Source organism: Pseudomonas sp. GW822-FHT02G04 (assembly GCF_058802085.1).
The window spans coordinates 78886-98611 of sequence record NZ_JBXANU010000004.1; the positions used below are offsets into that span (position 1 = coordinate 78886).

The 19726-nt window shown below is 63.9% G+C and carries 14 protein-coding genes; 1 reads left to right on the plus strand and 13 read right to left on the minus strand.

The window, feature by feature from the left end; translation table 11 throughout:
- Positions 1–9 precede the first annotated feature (9 nt).
- From AC1RO5_RS07260 to AC1RO5_RS07320, 13 genes are all read right to left on the minus strand, one after another.
- Positions 10–1092 (minus strand): glucuronyl hydrolase, encoded by a 1083-nt coding sequence (locus AC1RO5_RS07260; protein WP_493173985.1) that lies wholly within the window; start codon positions 1090–1092, stop codon positions 10–12.
- The gene (locus AC1RO5_RS07265; protein WP_493173987.1) at positions 1089–2297 is read right to left on the minus strand and encodes an MFS transporter; all 1209 of its coding nucleotides are present in this window, start codon (positions 2295–2297) and stop codon (positions 1089–1091) included. The genes AC1RO5_RS07260 and AC1RO5_RS07265 overlap by 4 nt, the downstream gene beginning before the upstream one ends.
- Complete coding sequence (locus AC1RO5_RS07270; protein ID WP_493173989.1) at positions 2290–3513, minus strand: acyl-CoA dehydrogenase family protein; 1224 nt, start codon at positions 3511–3513, stop codon at positions 2290–2292. Before AC1RO5_RS07270 ends, AC1RO5_RS07265 begins: the two co-directional genes overlap by 8 nt.
- Positions 3507–5156 carry a class I adenylate-forming enzyme family protein gene (locus AC1RO5_RS07275; protein WP_493173991.1) on the minus strand — a complete coding sequence of 550 codons (1650 nt, stop codon included), beginning with the start codon at positions 5154–5156 and terminating at the stop codon, positions 3507–3509. The genes AC1RO5_RS07270 and AC1RO5_RS07275 overlap by 7 nt, the downstream gene beginning before the upstream one ends.
- On the minus strand, positions 5153–7018 hold the full coding sequence (locus tag AC1RO5_RS07280; protein WP_493173993.1) for a CoA transferase: 1866 nt from the start codon (positions 7016–7018) through the stop codon (positions 5153–5155). The genes AC1RO5_RS07275 and AC1RO5_RS07280 overlap by 4 nt, the downstream gene beginning before the upstream one ends.
- An 87-nt stretch (positions 7019–7105) precedes the next feature.
- Positions 7106–7378, minus strand: a complete 273-nt coding sequence (locus tag AC1RO5_RS07285; RefSeq protein WP_493173995.1) for a MoaD family protein — start codon at positions 7376–7378, stop codon at positions 7106–7108.
- Between the two features lie 77 nt (positions 7379–7455).
- The gene (locus AC1RO5_RS07290; RefSeq protein ID WP_493173997.1) at positions 7456–7863 is read right to left on the minus strand and encodes a M67 family metallopeptidase; all 408 of its coding nucleotides are present in this window, start codon (positions 7861–7863) and stop codon (positions 7456–7458) included.
- A 20-nt stretch (positions 7864–7883) separates the two neighbouring features.
- Positions 7884–9056, minus strand: coding sequence for a molybdopterin-synthase adenylyltransferase MoeB (gene moeB, locus AC1RO5_RS07295; protein WP_493173999.1), 1173 nt, complete (start codon positions 9054–9056; stop codon positions 7884–7886).
- Between the two features lie 181 nt (positions 9057–9237).
- The gene (pigE, locus tag AC1RO5_RS07300; protein WP_493174001.1) at positions 9238–11748 is read right to left on the minus strand and encodes a prodigiosin MAP biosynthesis aminotransferase PigE; all 2511 of its coding nucleotides are present in this window, start codon (positions 11746–11748) and stop codon (positions 9238–9240) included.
- A gap of 23 nt (positions 11749–11771) precedes the next feature.
- Positions 11772–14186 (minus strand): decarboxylase, encoded by a 2415-nt coding sequence (locus AC1RO5_RS07305; RefSeq protein WP_493174003.1) that lies wholly within the window; start codon positions 14184–14186, stop codon positions 11772–11774.
- A 25-nt stretch (positions 14187–14211) separates the two neighbouring features.
- On the minus strand, positions 14212–15522 hold the full coding sequence (locus AC1RO5_RS07310) for an MFS transporter (RefSeq protein WP_493174005.1): 1311 nt from the start codon (positions 15520–15522) through the stop codon (positions 14212–14214).
- Positions 15519–16559 (minus strand): methyltransferase, encoded by a 1041-nt coding sequence (locus AC1RO5_RS07315; protein ID WP_493174007.1) that lies wholly within the window; start codon positions 16557–16559, stop codon positions 15519–15521. Before AC1RO5_RS07315 ends, AC1RO5_RS07310 begins: the two co-directional genes overlap by 4 nt.
- Before the next feature lie 26 nt (positions 16560–16585).
- Positions 16586–18577 (minus strand): TonB-dependent receptor, encoded by a 1992-nt coding sequence (locus AC1RO5_RS07320; protein ID WP_493174010.1) that lies wholly within the window; start codon positions 18575–18577, stop codon positions 16586–16588.
- Positions 18578–18736: 159 nt separating this feature from the next.
- On the opposite strand from AC1RO5_RS07320, the gene AC1RO5_RS07325 reads away from it, so the two are divergent.
- Positions 18737–19702, plus strand: coding sequence for a helix-turn-helix domain-containing protein (locus AC1RO5_RS07325; protein ID WP_493174012.1), 966 nt, complete (start codon positions 18737–18739; stop codon positions 19700–19702).
- The last annotated feature ends 24 nt before the right edge of the window (positions 19703–19726 follow it).

The following is a 19726-nucleotide window of genomic DNA, read 5'->3' on the forward strand; positions in this document are numbered from 1 at the left end:
GCCCTTCCCTCAGATCCAGCGCGGATCAATCTCCCCGGTCCAGGCCAGCAGTGCCGCCAACAGAAAGAAACTGCCGCAGGCCGATTCGACTTTCTGTTCCTGCGCCGCAGTGGTGCGATAGCAATGGCCGATAAAGCGCCCATTTTCGAAGTCGGCGCTGCGCACGATTGTTGCCAGTAACTGGCCGGCCTGTTGCCGCAATACCTCAGACTCAGCGGCACCCATCGCCTGCCCTTGCAGGGCCAATGCCGCCATCGCTGCGGCGCAAGGGTCGTTCAGTTCCTGGGGCTGATCCAGGCGATTGACCGGGACAGACAAGCCCCGACCGCCCAACCAGTACTGGCTGGCCTTTTCAGCGTCGCTGCTGAACGGCTCGCCGTACAAGCGGGCGCCCGTCCCCAGGCCGAGCATGGCCCAGGCCTGGCCCCGGGACCAATTGCCCGGCACATCGCCGGCCTGCCATTGCCCCTGATCAAAACGCGCATGGCTGCTCCAGGTACCGCCCCCGCCTGCGCAGGCGCGGAAGGAGGTCTGCAACTGTTGGCGGCCCAGCCCCAGCAACCGTGGCTCGGCACTCAGGGCAAACAGCTGCAGGGTCGCGGCCAGCGGATCGATGCTTAAGCGGCTGTCACCGTGCTCGCCGCCGCCCATCCCGCGACCGAGGGGGATGCAACCCAGCACCGGATCGAAAGCCCGGGCCAAACGCTGTACCGCCTGCTCCGTCAATTCCTCGGCCTGGGGATCGGCCAACAGGCGTGCGCCCAACCCGGCGCCGTACCAGAAAATCAGGCTGCGATGATGGGTATCGCTGTCAAGCTGACCACGCAACCGCTCGGCAATGCGCAGCGCCTGTTGCTGATCCGACCGGCGCCCGCTGCAATGGGCGCGTAACCACCACAGGCCGGCCCAGAAGCCGCCCAGCCAGGAGCCGCCGGCCGACACCTTCCAGGCCTCGCTGCCACCCGTGCAATACAGGGGAAAGCCTTGGCCACAGACAGCGTCGATCTGCTCCAGTCGGGTGAAGATAGCGTTGATGGCGCGCCGAACTTCAGCGGTTTCAAGAGGCCGATCCAGAGCCTCGAGGGCGCTCATTTGACCACCCTCAGGGACGGCTCGACAGCACCGTTTCTCTGGCGCTGCCGAACCTGCGTCAACATCAGGCACAGCAGGCAACCGAGCAGCAACACGCCGATCAGCGCCAGCCAGGCATAGGCAAAGCCCCATGCTCCGTTCTGCACCAGCCCGAACAGCGGCGGGCCCAACGCAAAACCGCCAAAGAACCCCACCGACAGCAATCCCGCAGCCGGTGCCGGGCTGCCGAAGCCCGGATCGCGCAGGACCATGCTCATGGCGATGGCATTGGTCGCCACCGCCGTCAGCCCCATGCCCAGAGCCCCGGCCCACAACGGCCAGTGACTGCCCGGCGCGGCCAACGAGGTCAACCACAAGGCCAGGCTCGACAGCAGTAGTAACCCCAGCAGTAGCCACGACTCATCGGCCATGCGCGCGCCCAACGGCGTCAGGAAAATCCGCGCCACAATGCCCATGACGCCAAAGCCGGCAATCAGCCCGCCGATCAACGTCGCCGGCATTCCCTGCCCCGCGGCGAACACCCCGAGAAAGGTTACGAACGACGAGAGCACGATGCCCACGCACAGCTGCACGCTCATCAACAGCGCCAGCGTCCCGTTGGGTCGGGCAACCGCAAGGCTCAGCGGTTTACCCTTGTGTTCCCGGGGAGCCACTCGTGGCCCCAGACATGCCAACAACAAGGCCGGTATCAGCAAACTCGCCAGCGCCTCGCGCCAGCCAAAACTCACCGCCAGGGTCGGCAGCAGCAAGCCGGCAAACAGCGCCGAAACCTGCACCCCGGATTGCTTCAAGCCAACCACCGCCGCCTTGTGCCGGGGCTCGACGCGCTCGGCGATTAGCAGATTGGTCACCGGATTGGCCAGCGCCTGGGCAATCCCGCATGCGGCCAGCGCCAGCACTACGCCGACGAATCCCGGCAAACTGGCCAGCAATCCATAGGCGCCCACTGTGCTCCAGAACAGCACCGCCATGGCCCGCCGGGTGCCCAGCCGATTGACCAGCGGTCCGGCCCACAATGACAACAACGCAGCAAACCCGAAGGCACTGGTAATCAGCCAACCTAGCCAATGGGTCGGCACCCCAAGGTCGGCGACGATTAACGGCCCGAGAGTGCCGACGGCGTAGAAGATCAGCATCGGCAAGGCCATCGCCGCGGTCAGTACCACCCGCAAACACCAGCCTGACGGCGTGTTGTGCTCAGTCATCGGCCATCCCCTGTGTCACCGACGGCCAGTCGAAATCCAGCCCGGTGTCGCCGCAACTATCCAGCAGTTGCCGCCCCACCGCGCTGATCAGCGCATCGTCGGTGCCGTCGAGAATGTGCGTGGTGCGCGCCGTGCGGTAAATCCCCGACAGTGGTGACAGCTCGCTCAGGCCTTCGGCGCCCATGATCTGGATCGCCGAATCCACCGCCTCGCTCAACGCCTGGGAAGCGGCAACCTTGGCGATGTTGACCTCGATGCTGTTGGCCACCCCGGCATCGTGTTTACCGGCAGCGTCCTGCAGCAGCGCGCGGGCGCTGGCGATGGCCTGATAGACCTTGAATACCCGTTGGCGCACCAGTTGTTTATCCAACAGCCGCGCCTGCTGGCCACGGGCCGAGTGGATGCGCGCGCACATCAGGTCGAAGCAGCGCTGGGCCAGGCCCAGCCAGTGCACCGAGCGCAATATCCGCCCCAGCCCCAGGCGTTCCTGCATCAGCGCCAGCCCCTGCCCTGGTTGCCCCAACACATGGCTCGGCGGGACCCGCACCTGATCGAAGGACAACTCGCCCTGGCCGGAGAACCGGCCGAGGATCGACAACGGCCGCTCGATCCGAAAGCCCGGCGCATCACTGGGCACCAACAGCATCGACAGAGCGCTCTCCAGAGGACCGGAACCCGTGCGGGCAATCACCGTAATCAGGCCGGCACGCTCGGCGCGGCAGATGAACCACTTGCGCCCGCTCAACAACCACTGGCCGTCGACAAACTCCGCGTGGCTGTTCAGGGTCGCCGGGATCGAGCCGATGCTGTCGGGCTCGGACATGCCATAACTGGAAACCAGCGTCCCCGCCGCCAGAGGCGCAAGAAAGCGCTGACGAATGTCTTCGCTGGCATGCCGGGTGAGCATGTGCAGATCGAGGGTGGCATCGTCACCGAAGATCGCCGGGGCGTACTCGGAACGCCCCTCCTGTTCGGCCACCGCCAGGTAGTCGCGCAGGCTGGCGAGACGCCCGCCGAGAGCCTGCGGGTAAAAGCTGCCCCAGAGCCCGGCGGCCCGTGCCTCGGCGCTGAGCTCGGCCATACGTCGGGCGGCCTGCCGGGGCTCCGCCGCCAGTTCAGCCTCCAGCGGGATGATGCGTTCGTCGACAAAACGTCGCACCGCTCGGGCCAATTCCACATTGTCCCGGGTGGCCGCCAATGGCTGTGCGCTCAACATGCGATGCCCGCCCCGCTCTCCAGAAACGCCACTTCGGCAGCCAGGGATTTCTTGTCGATCTTGCCGGCCGGGGTCAGCGGCAGCTGGCGATAGAAACGCAAGTACTCCGGCAGTTTGTTGACCTCCAGGCCCTGCTCGCGCAGGTAGTCGGTCAGCTCGCTCAGGGAGAAGCGCGGTGCGCCGTCGCGCAGGGTCACGCAGATGCACACGCGCTGGCCGAGGTCCGGGTCCGGCACCGCCACGCAAGCGACGCTGACCACGTCCGGATGACCGGTGGCCAGGGTTTCGATCTGCACCGGGCTGATATTGGCGCCACCACGGATGATGATGTCCTTCTTGCGCCCGGCCAGAATCAGGTAACCGTCGGCGTCGATGTAGCCAAGGTCGCCGGTGTTGACCCAGCCTTCGGCATCGCGATACTGCGCGTCGAGTTCCGGGGCGTTGACGTATTGCATCGGGCTCAGCGGGCCACGGGCCTTGATTTCGCCGACGCTGCCCTGAGGCAATTCGTTGCCCTGCTCATCGGCAATCTTGATCGCGCACACCGCCGGGTTCGGTCGGCCGACGCTGTAGAACACCACGTCCTGAGCATCATCCAGGGTGTTGTGACAGTTCACCCCGTCCGCCGAACCATAGAGGCTGATAAAGCCGCAACCGAACGCCTCGACACAGCGGCGCACGGTCACTTCATCAATCAGCGAACCACCGCAGATCAGCCCCAGCAGGCTGGACTTGTCGACCTGTTGCAGGCGAGCATCGGCGGCGATGCGCTGGAGCATGGTCGGCACCCCGAGAATGTGCGTCGGACGCAGCTGCTCGATGGCCTCGATCGCCGCCTCCACGTCGAACTGCGGCAGCACCGCAATCGAACCGCCGAGCCAGGACAGACTGCCAAAGGTGGCGGTGGAACCAAAGGACGATCCCAACGGCACCAGATACAGCCCACGGAAGCTCTCGCCTTCGGGGTGGACGCGCTGCAAGAAACGCCCGCGCCCGCCCACCAGAGCGTTGTGCGAATAGGCCACCAGCTTGGGTTCGGATTCGGTGCCGGAAGACACCAGCAAGCGCACCGGCGAATTGGGACAAACCTTGGGCAATTGCGCTTGGGTCAACGGCTCGGCCTGGAGCATGTCGTGCAGACTCTGCCAGCCGTCCCGGGCGCAACCTTCAACCACCAGCACCCGCAGCGACAACAGGCTCGGTCGCAGGGATTCGATGACCTGGCACAGATCGATGCCGGCGTACTCCGCCGGAACGATCACCGCCCGCGCATCGCAACGGCGCACCAGGGCCTGGATGTCCAGGCTGCCGCGTCCCGGTGGAAACGGCGCAACCACCGCCCCCAGCGCCGCGGCAGCGAGGTCGATGGCGCAACTGCGCCAACTGTTGGTCAGTTGATAAGCCACCACATCGCCGGCGACGATGCCAGCAGCGCGCAGGCTCGCGGCCAGGCGCAGCGCGGCGTCATGCAACTCGCCATAGCTCAGCGTGCCCTCGGGCGAGAGCACCGCCGGTTTCTGCGGGGCACGCTGTGCGTGCTCGCGGAACAGTTGATAGACCGAACGGTTGGGGTAGGTGCCGTCGCGTTCCCAAGCACTGCGAACATCGGCGGGGACCAGATCAATAATGCCTGCGTTGTTCATCGAAAACTCCAGTGAGCGTTGACCGAGGTATAGGCATTCACGCTTAAACACGTCTTCAATCGCCTGTCTTGAGCCAGCGCTGACAGGTCTTCTACGGCCACGGAGGCCGGTATTGCGGCGTCGCCCAGCACCTGTTGCCAGGTAGCGGCGGACTGCGACGCCAAGGCACTGCGAATCAGACCGTCACGCCCCTCGGGGTCGCTGTGCAGATCGCAGGCGAGGATCATTTCCAATTGTTGAAGCTGGGCCGGGGTCTGGCAGTCGATAGCCAGCAGCCCGGCCAGGGTCGGATACACGCCCTTGAGCAAACTGTTTTCGGCGGTGTCTGTCCCTTGCAGTTGTTGCGCGCACAGCAGGTTGGCGGCACCGAGCAGCGAGCTGTCGACCCGCACGCTCTGCCCGCTGAGGGCGCGATGCAACAAGGCGGCGCTGACCCCTTGGGCCGCGACCACGCCGCCCAGCACATCCAGCACGGTGAACAGCGAACCGCCCGGTGTCGCCGAGGCCAGGCCGATCTGTTCACCGACGCCAGACCAGGCCTGGACCACAAAGTCAGTGCCCGGCAAGGGTTCGCCCGCCCGGTCGTGACCCCAGCCGCCGGCGTAGGCATAGACCAGCCCCGGATTGACCCGCATCAGGTCGGCGCGATCCAGCGCGAGTTCGGCGGCCTTGCCCGGCGCCCAGTTGTGCAGGAACACATCGGCGTGCCTGACTCGCTCGTACAACTCTTCGCGGCCAGCGGCGGACTTGATGTCCAGTTCACGGACCTGCTTGTGCCGATTGAGGGCATCGAAGCGCACCGACACTCCGTCGACGCAAGGCGGCATGCCGCGCAGCGGATCGCCACCGGGCAGCTCGATGCGGATCACCTCGGCCCCCAGCATCGCCAATAGATGCCCGGCCAGCGGGCCCTGGATCCGCCGACATGACTCAATCACCGTCAGGCCGCTCAAGGGCAATGCTTGTCCATCCAGGTCACGCAATGGCTTGCCGCCCGCGCTGACAGCGTCGAAGGCCCAGGGCCCTTGTTCCAGTTGACCAGGCAAATCGCGATCAGCACGGCGCTCGGCGAGGCTGCGCACCGGGCACAGCGCAACGCCGCTCAAGTCGCACAGAGCGCTGATCCGCGCCATGGACAACCGGGAAAGCGCCTGACGAAAGACCGCCGGCATCGGCGCAACAGCCTTGGCATAGCGCAGCAGAAAGGCCTTCCAGCCCTGCCCGGCCTGCTCGCCGTCGATGCCCACCGCCGCCCAAAAACGCCGCCACGGTTCGGCGTCCAGGGTTTCCAGTTCAAAGTGCACGCCATCGGCCGAGACAAACGGCGGACGATTCTTTGCGCACGTGGCCCCCGGCAACAGGCGTTCGGCTTCCGCCCCCGCAGTCGCACCCGCCAGGTACTGGGCAATCCCCAGCGCTCCGGCCGCAGCCATGGAAGTGGTCACGCTGCTGAAATTGCCACCGCGTAACTGCCCGAGCGCTGCGGCAAACACGCCTTGCAGGGCCAGGCTGGCGCTCAGGGTCGAAACATAATCCACCCCCAGCCCTTGGGCCTTGCCACTGGCCCGGCCATGCACCGACATCAGCCCGCAGGCCGCCTGCACAGTGTGCTCGGTGACACCCGCGCTGCTGCCGTCGGGCCAACCATGAATCAGCCCGGTGAGCGGTTGCAGATCGGGGTGATGCAAGGCGAAGCTCACCCCCTCGTGTGCCGAATCATCGGCTGTGGTCAGCGGGTTCAGGCCCAGCGTCGTCGCCTGGTAGCGCAGTGACGCGGCCAGTGGGGCGGCCCATCGTACGAGCCTGCCAGATGAAGAGGCAAAGGAGCCGCTGAGGCTACATCCATGTAAAAGACGAGACATAAAACTTACGCCAGAGTGGTTACATAACCCTGCGCGGACGGCCTCGGGTGAGGTACGCCGCGCAGGCCCGGAGCGATCAGTCAGTCATCAGCCACCCGCGACCGCCGGCAGGATGGTGATGGCATCGCCGGCCTTGAGTGTGGTGGCCAGGTTGTCGGCAAAGCGGATGTCGTCATCGTTGACGTAGATGTTCACGAAACGATGCACCTGACCGTCGCCAATCAGCCGCTCCTTGACGCCGGGATACTCCCGTTCCATCTGTTCGATGACTTCAAGAACGGTACTTCCCTGAACCTCGACGCGCTTTTGGTCTTGAGTAAAAGTGCGCAACAAAGTTGGCACAATGACGGAAATCGACATGCAGAACTCCCTGAGCCTGAATAAGGCTCTTCTTATTAATTGATGGATCTTGTTTAACGCCGTGCCGGCATCAAGTTTCAGCGCACGACATGAATACTTTCTTCGGTAACTTTACGATTAACGATTCGAAAACTGCGGACCGCTACATCAATATCCGGCACGGTTGAAATAATCACGTAGTGCACCGAAGCGTCACCGGCATACTGCACATCTTCGGCACTCGGGTAGGCCGCGCTGGCGGTATGGGAGTGATAGATCACCCGGCACTCCTCATCCCGCTCATCCAGTTCACGCCAGACCGCCAGTTGCTGTTTCGGCGCAAAGCTGAAGAAGGTCGGCGAGCGCGCCGCGTTGTCCATGGCGATCAGCCGTTCGGCGGTCCTGGCGCCAGCGGGTGCGGCGATGATGCCGCAGGTTTCCAGCGGATGATCCCGCCGCGCTTGCTCCAGCATGGCCTCCAGCAGGCCGGCACGAATACTCAACATTCTCGCCCCTCGCCCCCCGTTCAATAACTCGGCAACGTCGGCTCGACATCCCGCACCCAGGCCAGTACGCCACCGTCGAGGTTGCGCACATTGCTGAAGCCCAATTGCTGCAGTTCCAACAAGACGGCCTTGGAGCGTGCCCCGGATTTGCAGTGCAGGACCAGGTTGGCGTGCTTGCCGAAACGGGTTTCGATCAGCGCGGCGGTCTTCGGGCCCTTGGGGATGTGTTGGGCGCCCTGAATGCGCACGATGTCCCACTCGGTGCGCTCGCGCACATCGATCAGCAGCACGTCCTGGCCGCTGTCGCGCAGGGCTTGCAGCTCCCGGGCACTGATCGACGGAATGTCCGAAGGCTGCACGCCCTTGGGCGCAGTCAGGCCGCAGAACACCTGATAATCACTCAGGGCGGTGATCGGTTGGCGCCCGGGTGAACGGCGCAGCGGCATCTGCCGGTAGGACATTTCCAGGGCGTCGTAGACCATCAGGCGCCCCAGCAGGCTTTCGCCGATGCCGGTGATGAGCTTGACCGCCTCGGTGGCCATGATTGCACCGATGGAGGCGCAAAGAATGCCCAGCACCCCGCCCTCCGAGCAGGATGGCGCCAGCTCCGGGGGGGGTGGCTCAGGGTACAGGTCGCGGTAATTGAGACCGACGCCGCCGGGGGCGTTTTCCCAGAACACCGAGGCCTGGCCCTCGAAACGGAAGATCGAGCCCCAGACATAGGGTTTGTTGGCCAGCACGCAAGCATCGTTGACCAGGTAGCGGGTGGCGAAGTTGTCGGTACCGTCGAGGATCAGGTCGTACTGGCTGAACAACTGCACCGCGGTTTCCGGTTCCAGGCGCTGGTCGTAGAGGTTGACCTGCACATGCGGGTTCAAATCCTTGATCGCCGCGGCGGCGCTTTCAACCTTCAATTGGCCGACGGTGGCCACCCGGTGAATGACCTGGCGCTGCAGGTTGGACTCGTCCACCCGGTCGAAATCGATGATGCCCAAGGTGCCGACGCCGGCCGCCGCCAGATACAACAAGGCCGGTGAACCCAGGCCGCCCGCACCAATGACCAACACTTTGCTGCTCTTCAAGCGACGCTGGCCTTCAAGGCCGACATCGGGAATTAACAAGTGGCGGCTATAGCGGGTTATTTCTTCATTACTTAGGTTTGCGAGTGGTTCTACAAGAGCAGGAAGTTTCATGGCAAATACCTGTTACTGAATGCAACCGATTCTCAGGCAGCAACTTCAATTAAGCAATTCAACGGGTCTGGATTTTCATATTCAGAAGCCACGTTTTTGTATGCATTTAAACAATCGTCGGTAACTAATGACGAATAGATGAAAGCCCTCTTTAGAGGGCTTTCAGGGGGCGTCTATTACGTCAGGCGAGGAAGGTCGACATGTCCTTGCACACGGCGCTGAACGCCTCGACAAAGTGCCGCGCCTCGGCGTCGCTGAGCACCAGCGGCGGCTGGATGCGCATCACCCGGTTATTGTTGGCGGTGACGAAGGTCAGCACCCCATGCTCCCTCGACAATTTGCTGACGAAGCGCAGCACGAACATCTCCTCGAAGTTTTTCTCCACCTCGCTGATGGCCTCCTCGATGTGCCGCTTGGCCTTGCCCGACAGCATGCGATAAGTGCCCGCCGCATTCCCCGGAATCCGACTGGCGAACTCACGCACGAACGCCTCGACCCCACCGTGGAAGCTGTACTCGAACTCGATCGCGATCATCAGCCCGAGGCCCCGCACCTCGCGGATGAACGGGTAACCGCTGACCGCCTCGCGCAGCGCCTCCTTGAGTTGCCCACCGACCCGCGCGGCATTGCCGGCCAGGTCTTCGTCGGCGATCACGTCCAGGGTTGCCAGGGCCGAGGCCGAGGCGAAATTGCCGCCACCGAAGGTTGAAGTATGCAGGGCAAAGGTATCAATGCTGCCATAGGCGCGGTTCCACAGCGCCGCGCTGGACAAGGTCGCGCCGATGGGCACGGCGCCGCCGGAAAGGGATTTGGACAGCACCAGGATATCCGGCACCACCGCCTCCCACTCGCAGGCGAAGAGCTTGCCGGTACGCCCCAGACCGGTCTGGATCTCGTCGAGAATCAACAGGCAGTCATGGGCACTGCACAGCTCCCGGACCTGTTTCAGGTAGCCCGCAGGCGGCAGTATCACCCCGCCCTCGCCCTGGATCGGCTCCAGGATAAAGGCGCCGATATCGCCCAGATTCAACGCTGCCTCCAGCGCGGCCAGATCGCCGAAAGGGATCGAATCGCAGCGCGACAACAGCGGCTTGAACGGGTCGCGGTGTTTGTCGCGACCGGTCACCGACAATGCCCCAAGGGTCTTGCCGTGATAGCCGTTGTCGCAATACAGCACCCGTGGGCGGCGCATGGCGGCCATGGCCAGTTTCAACGCGGCCTCGATCGCCTCGGTGCCGGAGTTGCTGAAGAACACCCGCTCCAGGTTGCCCGGCGCCAGCTCGCTGAGACGCTGGGCCAACAGGCTGGTTTGCAGCGGCACCGAGACGTACTGGACGAAGGTCGGGTGCTGTTGTTGCAAGTACGCCTGCAGCGCCTGGTTGACTCGCGGGTGGTTGTGCCCGGTATTCAGGCAGCCATAACCGGCGACGAAATCCAGGTAGCGGCCGCCGTCCAGATCGGTCAACCAGCAGCCGCTGCCGTGGGTGAACACTCGCTCGATATGGTTGAACTGATAGAACTCGCGCAACACCGGATTGATGTGCTCGCCAAAACAACGCAAGACTTCGGCACGCAACGCAGCCGGCTGCTCGGCGGTCGGGGTGGCCGTGGGCCGTCGATGAAAGCGGCGCAAAGCCTGGAAGTCTTCTTCGCGCAGACGTTCGCCATAGGACGCCATAGGCGATGGAGAGAAACCATGCAGCTCGGCGATCCGGCCGATCTCCAGCACCCGCTCCTCGGGCAGTTCGCGACCAATGGAAAACGCCTCGGCACGCCCCTCCAGCGCCAGCACCAGGGTTTCCGCCAGGCAGCCGTTGAGGAATTTCTTCGGTGCCAGCCCCAGGGTTTCGGTGCCGAAACGCAGGGCTTCGCTGGCCGAAACCAGACCGCCGTCGATGATCAGGATGTCTTTGCGGTCGTGGTGAAACGGCAGCACATCACGCGGCAACGCAGCGTCCACCACCACCGAACCTGGTGCCAGACGATAGGGATCGATCACCCCGCCGCTGGAAGTTGCGGCGACGTAGAAGCGCACCTCGTCGTAACAGCTGTCGATGTCTGCCGTCATGCGCACCTGGTCGTGCATCTCCGTCGGCAGATACGCCAGGCTTTCGCGGCCCTGTTCGACACTGCCGCGGTGTACCAGACGCAGGCGGCAACCGTCCCGGGCCAGCAGCTTGGCGATGACCAGGGCAATCGACCCCGGGTAACCGACCACAGCCACTTCGCTGTCCACTGGCGACACCTCCAGGCGGGCCATGGCTTCCAGCACGTTCTTATAGGCGGCGTAGGCCGTGAGCGAGTTGCCGGTGGTGACTGGCACGCCACTGCGGTCCAGGGTCTGCAAACCGCGATTGCCGACGATGGCGGTAAACCCACCCAGTCCAACCAATTGCGCGCCCTGCTCTTTCAGGCTTTGCACACCTTCAAGCACACGACCGGCAATGGTTCGCGGCTGGCTGAGCATCTGCTCGGCGGTCAGCGGCAGGTAATGCAGGATGCCTTCGCAGGTTGCGCCGCTGGCACTGACGATGCGCCCGAAGTCGGCGAACGGCACCAGGTTGCGCGGCTTCCAGAGTTGAGCCTGGTAACCACGGTCCTGCTCGACGAGGGTGCGGTCCAACAAGTCGATGATCTTCACCTGACGTTGCAGGGCGATGGAGGTCGGGTGGGCGATAAAACCGAATTTCATGGGAGTCTTTCCTGGGTTCTGGCTCATTGACGGTTCCAGGCGGTTTCGGAGACCAGGCTCAAGCCGTCGCCTTCCGAGTTATGGGCCAGTAACACGTCGAAAATATTCAATTGCCCTGGGCGCGTCAGGGCGCTGCGCAGGTGCGCTTCATCGAAGCTCACCAGACGTTCGCGGTGCAGACTGATCGGCCCCACTTGCTCCAGCGGTGCCGCCAACGGCGCGGCACTGGTCACCGAAACCTGTTGCGCGCCATTGTGGGCGTAGCGTTTGTCGAGGTAGGTCTGGATCAGCGACAACAGGCCGTTGGTGAGGTAGAACAGGGTCACGTTGCGCTTCGCCGCACCGGGGTCCTCGGCCAGCCCCTGGGCCAGCCGCGCCTCGATATCCGGCACCAGCGCCCGGGCGCCGTCGCCGACAAACGCCAGGACATTGCCGGTGCCGGTCATGGCGATATAGGGCAAGGCCATTAGCGCATCACCCATCAAGGCGCGCCCGTACCAGCCGGAAAAACCCGGATCGGTGCGCGGCACATTGCGCACCGCCGAGATGCCACAGCGGCCGACGTCATAGACGCCGATATAGCGATAGTCCTGCTGCTCGATCAGTTCGCGCACCAGGTTGCCCAAGCGACGAAAGAAGTAGTTGGAGGTCATCGGCAAAGTTTCGATGTGGTCCGCCGCCACGCTCTCGCTGGTGGCCGACAGCTCCTCGAGCTTGGCACGACGCATGGCGAGGATCTGCGGCTCGACCTGCAAGCCTCTTTCAATGTGATCGAGGAATACATCCAGCGGCACATCCAGCGCCAGGTCGGTAAACGGCGAAAGATGCCGCGGCTCATGGTTGACCTGCACCACCCGCAATTGACGCTTGAGCTTGCCCTCGGAAAACGGCGTGGCAGCCTGGTCGACCTTACCCTTGAGGAAAAACACGCAATGGCTTTGCGGTCCGTTCAATTCGTGGTCGGTGTGCACGAACCGATAGACCCGTCGACTGAAGCCGTACAACGACAATGGCCCCAGATAGTGCGGCACCGGCCGCCCTTCGTGGTAAGGGCCGACACTGCCGGGCTGGGTGATGCTGTCGGCCAGGCCGATGGCGCCGCGTTCGGCCAGGGCATGCACCCGTTGCCGTTGCTGATCGCTGAGCTTGCCGCATTGCCAGAGCAGGTGCAGCGGCTGGTGGTTGATCAGGTCCAGGGCCTGATCCAGCGCCTCGATCTGGTTACTGCTGAGGAGAGTTGCCGGGGTCGCTGGCGGCTCGGGCAGGCGCACATCCAGCGGCGCCAGAGGCCGGGATTCGAGCACGCCTTGAGTGGCGAGGATGAACACCGGTTCGGCCCGTTCGGCGAGCATCGCGAAGGCTTGCTCCAGGCAGGCGCCGATCTCCTCGACCTTGCGGATGAACACCTGGCGCAGGCCCTTGGCCTCGATCACCCGGCGCCCGTCGTTGTCACCGTCATGAGTGCCCTGGAAGGCGTACCAGACGCTTTCCGGACTGTCGGCGCAGATGATCAGCCCCGGCGCGCCCAGGCGCTTGAGGTTGGCCAGGGTGCCACGGAATTCATCGATCATGCCCGAGGTCACGGTGATCACATAGGCCCGGCCAAACAGCTGCCAGCCGGCCATGGCGCTCACCGCCAGACTGTGTTCATTGCAGCCACTGAGGCAACGCACGCCCGTGCCGGCAACGTTTTGCTGCATGGATTGAATCAACCCGGCCACCATGGAACCGGTGTAGGAATGAAAATCCCAGCGCTCCTGCCAGCGACTGCGCATAAAACGCGTCACTTCCGTGGCCAGGCTCACCGACATCAGCGGGCCGCTGATGGAGCGCGCCAGCAAACGGTTGAAGTGGGCATGTTCCAGGTGATCGAGGAGGATCCGCAACAAGTCCGCGCGCCGCGCCGCGCGGTCCTCCCCCGCCACCCGCAGATGGCGATTGCCACCGATGCGGTTCATCCATTCCGGCAACGCCGACAGGCTGCAATACAGCAACGCCGAATGAGGCGACAGGCGCGAGTTGGGCGCGGCGGCGATCAGTTTGTCGAAAGGGTCTGCGACGCCGGCGTCGGCTTGCTCACCCAGGTCGAGAATAAACAACTCGCTCGACAGTTGCGGGTCTAGCTGGCGCAGCCGCGATTGCGCAGCCTCGACTGAATCGAAGGTCATCAACCACAGATCGGGCAGCGCCGCGGTATTCGCCGGGCTACCCTGCAGGTAGCTCTGGGCCTGGACCATCAGGGTTTCCAGAACCGCTTCGCTGCGGGGGCGTGCCCCCAAAGCCCGGTGCATTTCTTCGCAGCCTCCGATCGTCAATGGCCAGTCAGCGGCGGTGGCAGGTAGCTGCAAGCCGGCCTGCAACTGCTCGATGACAAAGGTTACATCCTCGATCAGAGGCTCAGCCTGGGTAACCAGACAGATACCTAAGGTTGCCTTCATGAACTCATCCTTACTCAAGTCAGACTTACGATTGAATGGCTCGCTGCTGTGGCCCATGGCCCTCAGCTCGAACCGGACGGGGCGCCAACCGCCTTGTTGGCGCCTCCTGGTGAAGACCGGCCGTGGCCGTCGCGATCGAACGCCGGGCAGCCAGGGCCAGCGCACAGACCACGAACATCGCCAGGGACAGACCGGCCAGCATTCCCACATGCCCGCTGTAGTCGAGCAGCACCCCGGCTGCAATCGGCACCAGCAGGCGTGTCAACACGAACAGGCTGGCTTGCAGCCCGTAGTCGGCGGCTTGCCGATGCTCGCGGGAGAAAAACATCATCAGAGCGAAGACCAGTGTCGACACCGCCCCCATGGCCGTGGCCAGCACAAAAGCCGCGGCCACCAACCAGGCCATCCCGGCCTGCAACCCCACCGCCGCGGTCAGCGCCAGCAGGGCAAACAAGGCCCAGACCATAAACAGTGGAGTCGCCCGCCCCGGCCCCAGGCGCTTAATCAGCCGCCCACCCAGCACGCTGGCCAGGGCCCCCACCACGCCGCCGCCAACACCGGCAATCAAGGCCACTTGCTGCGCGGCCATACCCTGGTCCAGCAGCAAGGGTTTGAGATACAGCCAGGCGGCACCGACAAAGGGAAAGCTGCTCAGCAATATCCAGGTCCACAGGTGCGCACCGGGCTGGCGGAAATAGCCCGACCAGTCGGCCAGAGAAAGTCTGGTTGGCGCAGGAGTTGCGATCTCAGCGCCGCTTTCGCGCAACCAGGCCAGGGGCAGCAACGCCAGCAGCAGCCCAGCGGCCATCAGCAGAAACGGCGCCTGCCAGCCCCAGCGGTTGTGCACCAGCAACATCACTCCGGCACCGACGATGGCGCCGAGAAACAGCGCCGCCGAGCGAATACCACCGGCACGAATCTGCTGGGACTGTGGCAGCAATTTGATCGCCAGGGCATTGACCGGAATGTCCGCCCAGGTCGCCAGCACCCCGGCGACGAACGCCAGGCCGAACAGGTACCCGCGTTGGGCCGTGATCGCCTGCTGGCTGACCACCACCAGCAACAGCGCCAGTAACAGGCACAGCACCAGGGCCCAGATTCGGTAATGCCCGCGTTTGAAACGATAGCGCTGCACGGGCAAGGCCAGCAGGAACTTGAACACCGCCGGCAAGCCGGCCAACTGGAACAGGCCAATCTCGGTGCCGGACCAACCGTGCTCGCGCATCACCAGCGGCAACCCGAGCAGCAGGTAGATACTCGGCACCGCCAGCACGAAACTCAGCCAGCCAAAGAGCAGTTGCAGCCGCCAGGCACCGACGTTGCCTTGGCGGTTCATGAGGCACTCCGACGCGCCACCAGCACCGACACTGGCGCCACGGCGAAAGCCACTTCGGGGTAACTGTCGATGTTGACGAAACCGGCCTGCTGCAAGGCGTCGCTCAAGCCGCCGGCGTGGGTCACCTGGCGTCCGAGCATCTGCATCGACAGGTAATAAGGCATGACCCGCCGGGCGTGCTCCGGGTCTGCGGGGATTTCCGCATGGGCGCTGACCAGCACCCCGCCCGGGCGCAGCGCGGCATGGATCTTGGCCAGGGTCGCGGCCATGTCCGGGACGAAATGCAGCACCGAAGAACACCAGATCAGGTCGTAGCCTTCGCCAATCAGATCGCTCGCCAGATCGCCACCGCGCACGTCCAGCCGCCCTTCAAGGCCGGCCTGGCGAATGTTATCCGCCGCCACCGTCACGGTCTGGGCGAAGTCGAACACCTCGCCGGTGAGCAGCGGGTTGTCCCGGGCCAGGGCAATGGCCACCAGTCCCGGGCCACCGCCCAGGTCGAGCATGCGCCGCGCGGCGGAGAACTCCGGCACCTGGGCCATCAGGCGCAGCGCCATATCCACGGTGACCGCCCGTTGTTCCTGGGCAATCTGCAAGCGCGCCGCCGTGGTCCAGTTGTCGATGGTGGTCGCCACATTCGGCGCCTGGCCGCTGAGCTGGCCGCTGCGCACCTGATCACCAAGCTGGCTGCCGAAATGCCGCAAGCCGCGCAGGCGAAAGGTCCAGGCGTCACCGCAATAGTCTGGCGCCTCGGCGCGCAGGTAATCGCTGGCCACCGCGGTGTTGCGGTAATGGGGCGGCTGGCGATCGTCGCGCTCCAGCAGCTCCATGCTCCACAGTGCCTCCAGCCAATAGCCGGTATTGGCTGGGTCGAGCTGTAATTGCCGGGCAACCGCCAGGGCCGTGGCCGGCACTTGCAGCAGGTTGAACAGTTTCCAGTCCAGGGCAATGCGCAGGGCATCGGCGCGTACCGCCGCGAGGGTCAGGTCCCAGTAAGGTTGCAAGGGATGGGGGGATGCCAGGTTGATTCCATTCATAATTCGCAGCTCACTATTTTGATCATTCATAGTTCGTAGCTGACCCGCAGGCCGATCTCCCGCGGTGGGCTATAGACCCGGGCGGTGCCATTCAGATAGCCGACGGCGTCGTAGCGCTTGTCCGCGGCATTTTTCACGTAAGCGGAAATGCTGTAGTGGCTGAAGTCGTAACCGGCATTCAGGTCGATCAGGCCGTAGCCGCCACGGCTGTACTGGTTGGCCGAATCCAGCCAGGTCTTGCCGACGGCACTGATGCCGCCCTGGGCGTACCAGCCCTCGGGCGCGTCATAGCGCAGGCTGAGGTGGCCGGTGAAGTCCGGCGCGAAAGGGTTGTGGTTGCCCTGGTAGTCGTTGCTGCCTTCCTTGAAGCGCTCGAACCGGGTGCGGTTCAAGCCCACGGCACTGACCACCCGCCAGTTGTCGGCAAACAGGTATTCGGCTTCCAGGTCGAGCCCGGTGGAGCGCGCCGAAGCGGCGTTGGTGATGTGCACCACTCCGGGCTGGATGATCTGCTGCACCTGCATGTCACGGATGTCCATCCAGTACAGCGCCGCCGAGTAGCGCAGGCGTTTGTCGTCGAGCCAGCCCTTGGCCCCGACCTCATAGGTTTTGACTTTTTCCGGGTCGTAGCCGGGGTAATTGGCGGCACTGGAGAAGGCGTTGAAACCGCCGGCGCGAAAACCTTCGGCGTAACTGCCATACACAAAGGCGTCGGGCTGCCATTCGTATTGCAGCGCCGCCTTGGGGGTGAAGCGTTGCCATTGATCGCTCTGGCGGCTGCCGACCGCCGGGTCGATATGCACCTTGTCCTGCTCGGCCCGAGCACCGAGTGTCAGCGTCCAGCGCTCCGCCAGGGGCATCACCCATTGGCCGAACAACGCCGTGGTGTTACCGCCCAATTGCACATCGGTGCGGGTCAGGCTCAGGGGCAGCTTCTGCTCATAGGACAGGTCATTATCGTCGCGGTCGGCATAGGCACCGAGCAGCCACTGGTTATCGCGCCACTGGCCCTCCAGGCGAAACTCCTGGGACAGGGTGTTCATGTGGTAGTCGCGGCCTACGTGAAACAGGTCCGCCGGCATGAAATCAGTGTCCTGACGCACCCGGTCGTAGAAGTCATTGCGCGCGGTGATCGAACGCAGCTTCAGCCCCGAATCGAATTCATGCAGCACGTCCAGGGACAGGCTGCGGCCACTGGAATGGTTCCAGCTTGAAGTACCGGAACGCACCTCGCGCCGCGAAGCGTTCACCGCGCCCCACTGCGATCCGCCGTCGCGATAATCCTGGCGGCTGTAGCGCAGATTGACGTCGGTGGCCAAACCCGGGGTCCAGCGCAGAACCGTCCGTGCGCTGTGCCGTTCGCGATCATCGGCCTGGCCGCCGCGATAGGTGTTGTCGATAAAACCGTCCTGCTCCAGCCATTGCCCGGACACCCCGGCGTAGAGGGTGTCTGGCACCAGGGCGGTGCTGGCATCGGCGCTCAGGGTGCGCTGGTCGCGGCTGCCGCCACCGGCTTCAATCCGTGCGTATGGCTCGGCACCGGGCTGGCGGGTATGAATGCTCAAGACCCCGGCTTCGGCATTGCGGCCGTAGAGAGTCGACTGTGGCCCACGGAGGATCTCGACGCGTTCCACTCCCAGCAGGTTGTGATCGAAACCCTGCGCCATCAGGGTCGGCACGCCGTCCACCAGCATCAGCATCGAAGACGAAAACGCCGTGGGGCTGGAGGTCAGGCCGCGAACTACTGGCAGGTTGGTGCCAGACTGGCCGAAAGGTTGAAAGGTGAACCCTGGGGTGACCCGGGCCAGGCGCTCCAGATCATCAATGGCGCCCTTGCGCAGGTCTTCGCCGCTGAGCACCGACAGGCTGGCCGGGACTTTCTCCTGTTCCTGTTCGATCTTGTTCGCCGTGACAATGACCGACGGCAGTTCTGTCTGTGCGTTTGCAGTCGTCGCCCCAACTGCCCAGCAGCCAACAAACAGCGTATAACCGCTGGCTTTCAACACATGCATGCTCATTGCTTTCCCCATCAATGAATCAGCGCACTGCCATGTCCGGAGATGGCAGCTGACCTGGAAACATGTTATTCATTAATGCGAATGCTTATCATGTGTGTACGTATGGATTCTGGATCAATCCATATGCGAGCCGCAGTCAAATCAAGGAGGGCAGTAAAAGTGGCGGTTTTACAGAGGATTTCTCAGTCGTATCGAGTCGCGTCAACGCACTCGCGGCTGGTCAGCAACGACACCTGCGGCTGGATGCGCCAGCAATTGCCGGAAGAGTTGGGCGAGTGCTATTCCGAACGCTTGTGCCTGGATGACGACTTGATGGTGGTGCGCTCGCGCTACCGCCCTACACGCAACCTGATCGAGGAAACCGTCAGCCCGCACAATCGCCATATGCTGGTGATCACCTTCGGCATGCAGGGCGACTCCGGGTACAAGGGCGCCGACGGTTCGGCGGTGTCGTTTCGCGCCGGCTACACCACCATCACCTCGTTCCAGATGAGCCTCGGCGAGCGCTGTTACGAAGCCGGGGCAACGGTGTCGCAGCTGCGGCTGCTGATCGGCGAAAGCATGCTCAACAAGTACATTGGCGAACAACGCACCCGCCAGATACTGGGCAACGGCAACGTCCGCCAACTGGCGTTCCAGAAGACCTCGGCGGCCAGCGCCAGCCACGCCACCGCCCTGACCCGCTACCTCAACCAGGGGGTGACCGGCACGCTGGAGATGCACATCCACACCCTGAGCCTGCTCTCCGAACAGTTGAAACTGCTGAGCCCCGCGACCAGCTCCGAAAGCCTGCAGTTCAGCGCGGTCGACATCGAGAAACTCGACCGCGCCCGGGACATCATGATCGAGCAGATGGACCAGCCGCTGACCATCCCCTACCTGTGCGCCGCGGTCGGGCTCAATGAGTTCAAACTCAAGGAAGGCCTGCACTACCGCTTCAACTCCACCCCGCACCGCATGCTGCACGAGATCCGCATGCGCAAGGCCTACACCCTGCTCGAAAGCGGTTGCCAGGTGGCCCAGGCGGCCTATCAGGTGGGCTACAAGTTCCCCAACAACTTCAGCGCGGCTTTCACCCGATTCTTCGGCAAGCCACCCAAATCGGTATTCGGAAAACGCCGCTGAGTCATCAGCGGCGCACTCCCCGCC

Bases quoted from the DNA above. Each gene is read 5' to 3' on its own strand.
- AC1RO5_RS07260 (WP_493173985.1), bottom strand. From the start codon at position 1,092: ATGAGCGCCCTCGAGGCTCTGGATCGGCCTCTTGAAACCGCTGAAGTT.
- AC1RO5_RS07265 (WP_493173987.1), bottom strand. From the start codon at position 2,297: ATGACTGAGCACAACACGCCGTCAGGCTGGTGTTTGCGGGTGGTACTG.
- AC1RO5_RS07270 (WP_493173989.1), bottom strand. From the start codon at position 3,513: ATGTTGAGCGCACAGCCATTGGCGGCCACCCGGGACAATGTGGAATTG.
- AC1RO5_RS07275 (WP_493173991.1), bottom strand. From the start codon at position 5,156: ATGAACAACGCAGGCATTATTGATCTGGTCCCCGCCGATGTTCGCAGT.
- AC1RO5_RS07280 (WP_493173993.1), bottom strand. From the start codon at position 7,018: ATGTCTCGTCTTTTACATGGATGTAGCCTCAGCGGCTCCTTTGCCTCT.
- AC1RO5_RS07285 (WP_493173995.1), bottom strand. From the start codon at position 7,378: ATGTCGATTTCCGTCATTGTGCCAACTTTGTTGCGCACTTTTACTCAA.
- AC1RO5_RS07290 (WP_493173997.1), bottom strand. From the start codon at position 7,863: ATGTTGAGTATTCGTGCCGGCCTGCTGGAGGCCATGCTGGAGCAAGCG.
- moeB (WP_493173999.1), bottom strand. From the start codon at position 9,056: ATGAAACTTCCTGCTCTTGTAGAACCACTCGCAAACCTAAGTAATGAA.
- pigE (WP_493174001.1), bottom strand. From the start codon at position 11,748: ATGAAATTCGGTTTTATCGCCCACCCGACCTCCATCGCCCTGCAACGT.
- AC1RO5_RS07305 (WP_493174003.1), bottom strand. From the start codon at position 14,186: ATGAAGGCAACCTTAGGTATCTGTCTGGTTACCCAGGCTGAGCCTCTG.
- AC1RO5_RS07310 (WP_493174005.1), bottom strand. From the start codon at position 15,522: ATGAACCGCCAAGGCAACGTCGGTGCCTGGCGGCTGCAACTGCTCTTT.
- AC1RO5_RS07315 (WP_493174007.1), bottom strand. From the start codon at position 16,559: ATGAATGGAATCAACCTGGCATCCCCCCATCCCTTGCAACCTTACTGG.
- AC1RO5_RS07320 (WP_493174010.1), bottom strand. From the start codon at position 18,577: ATGAGCATGCATGTGTTGAAAGCCAGCGGTTATACGCTGTTTGTTGGC.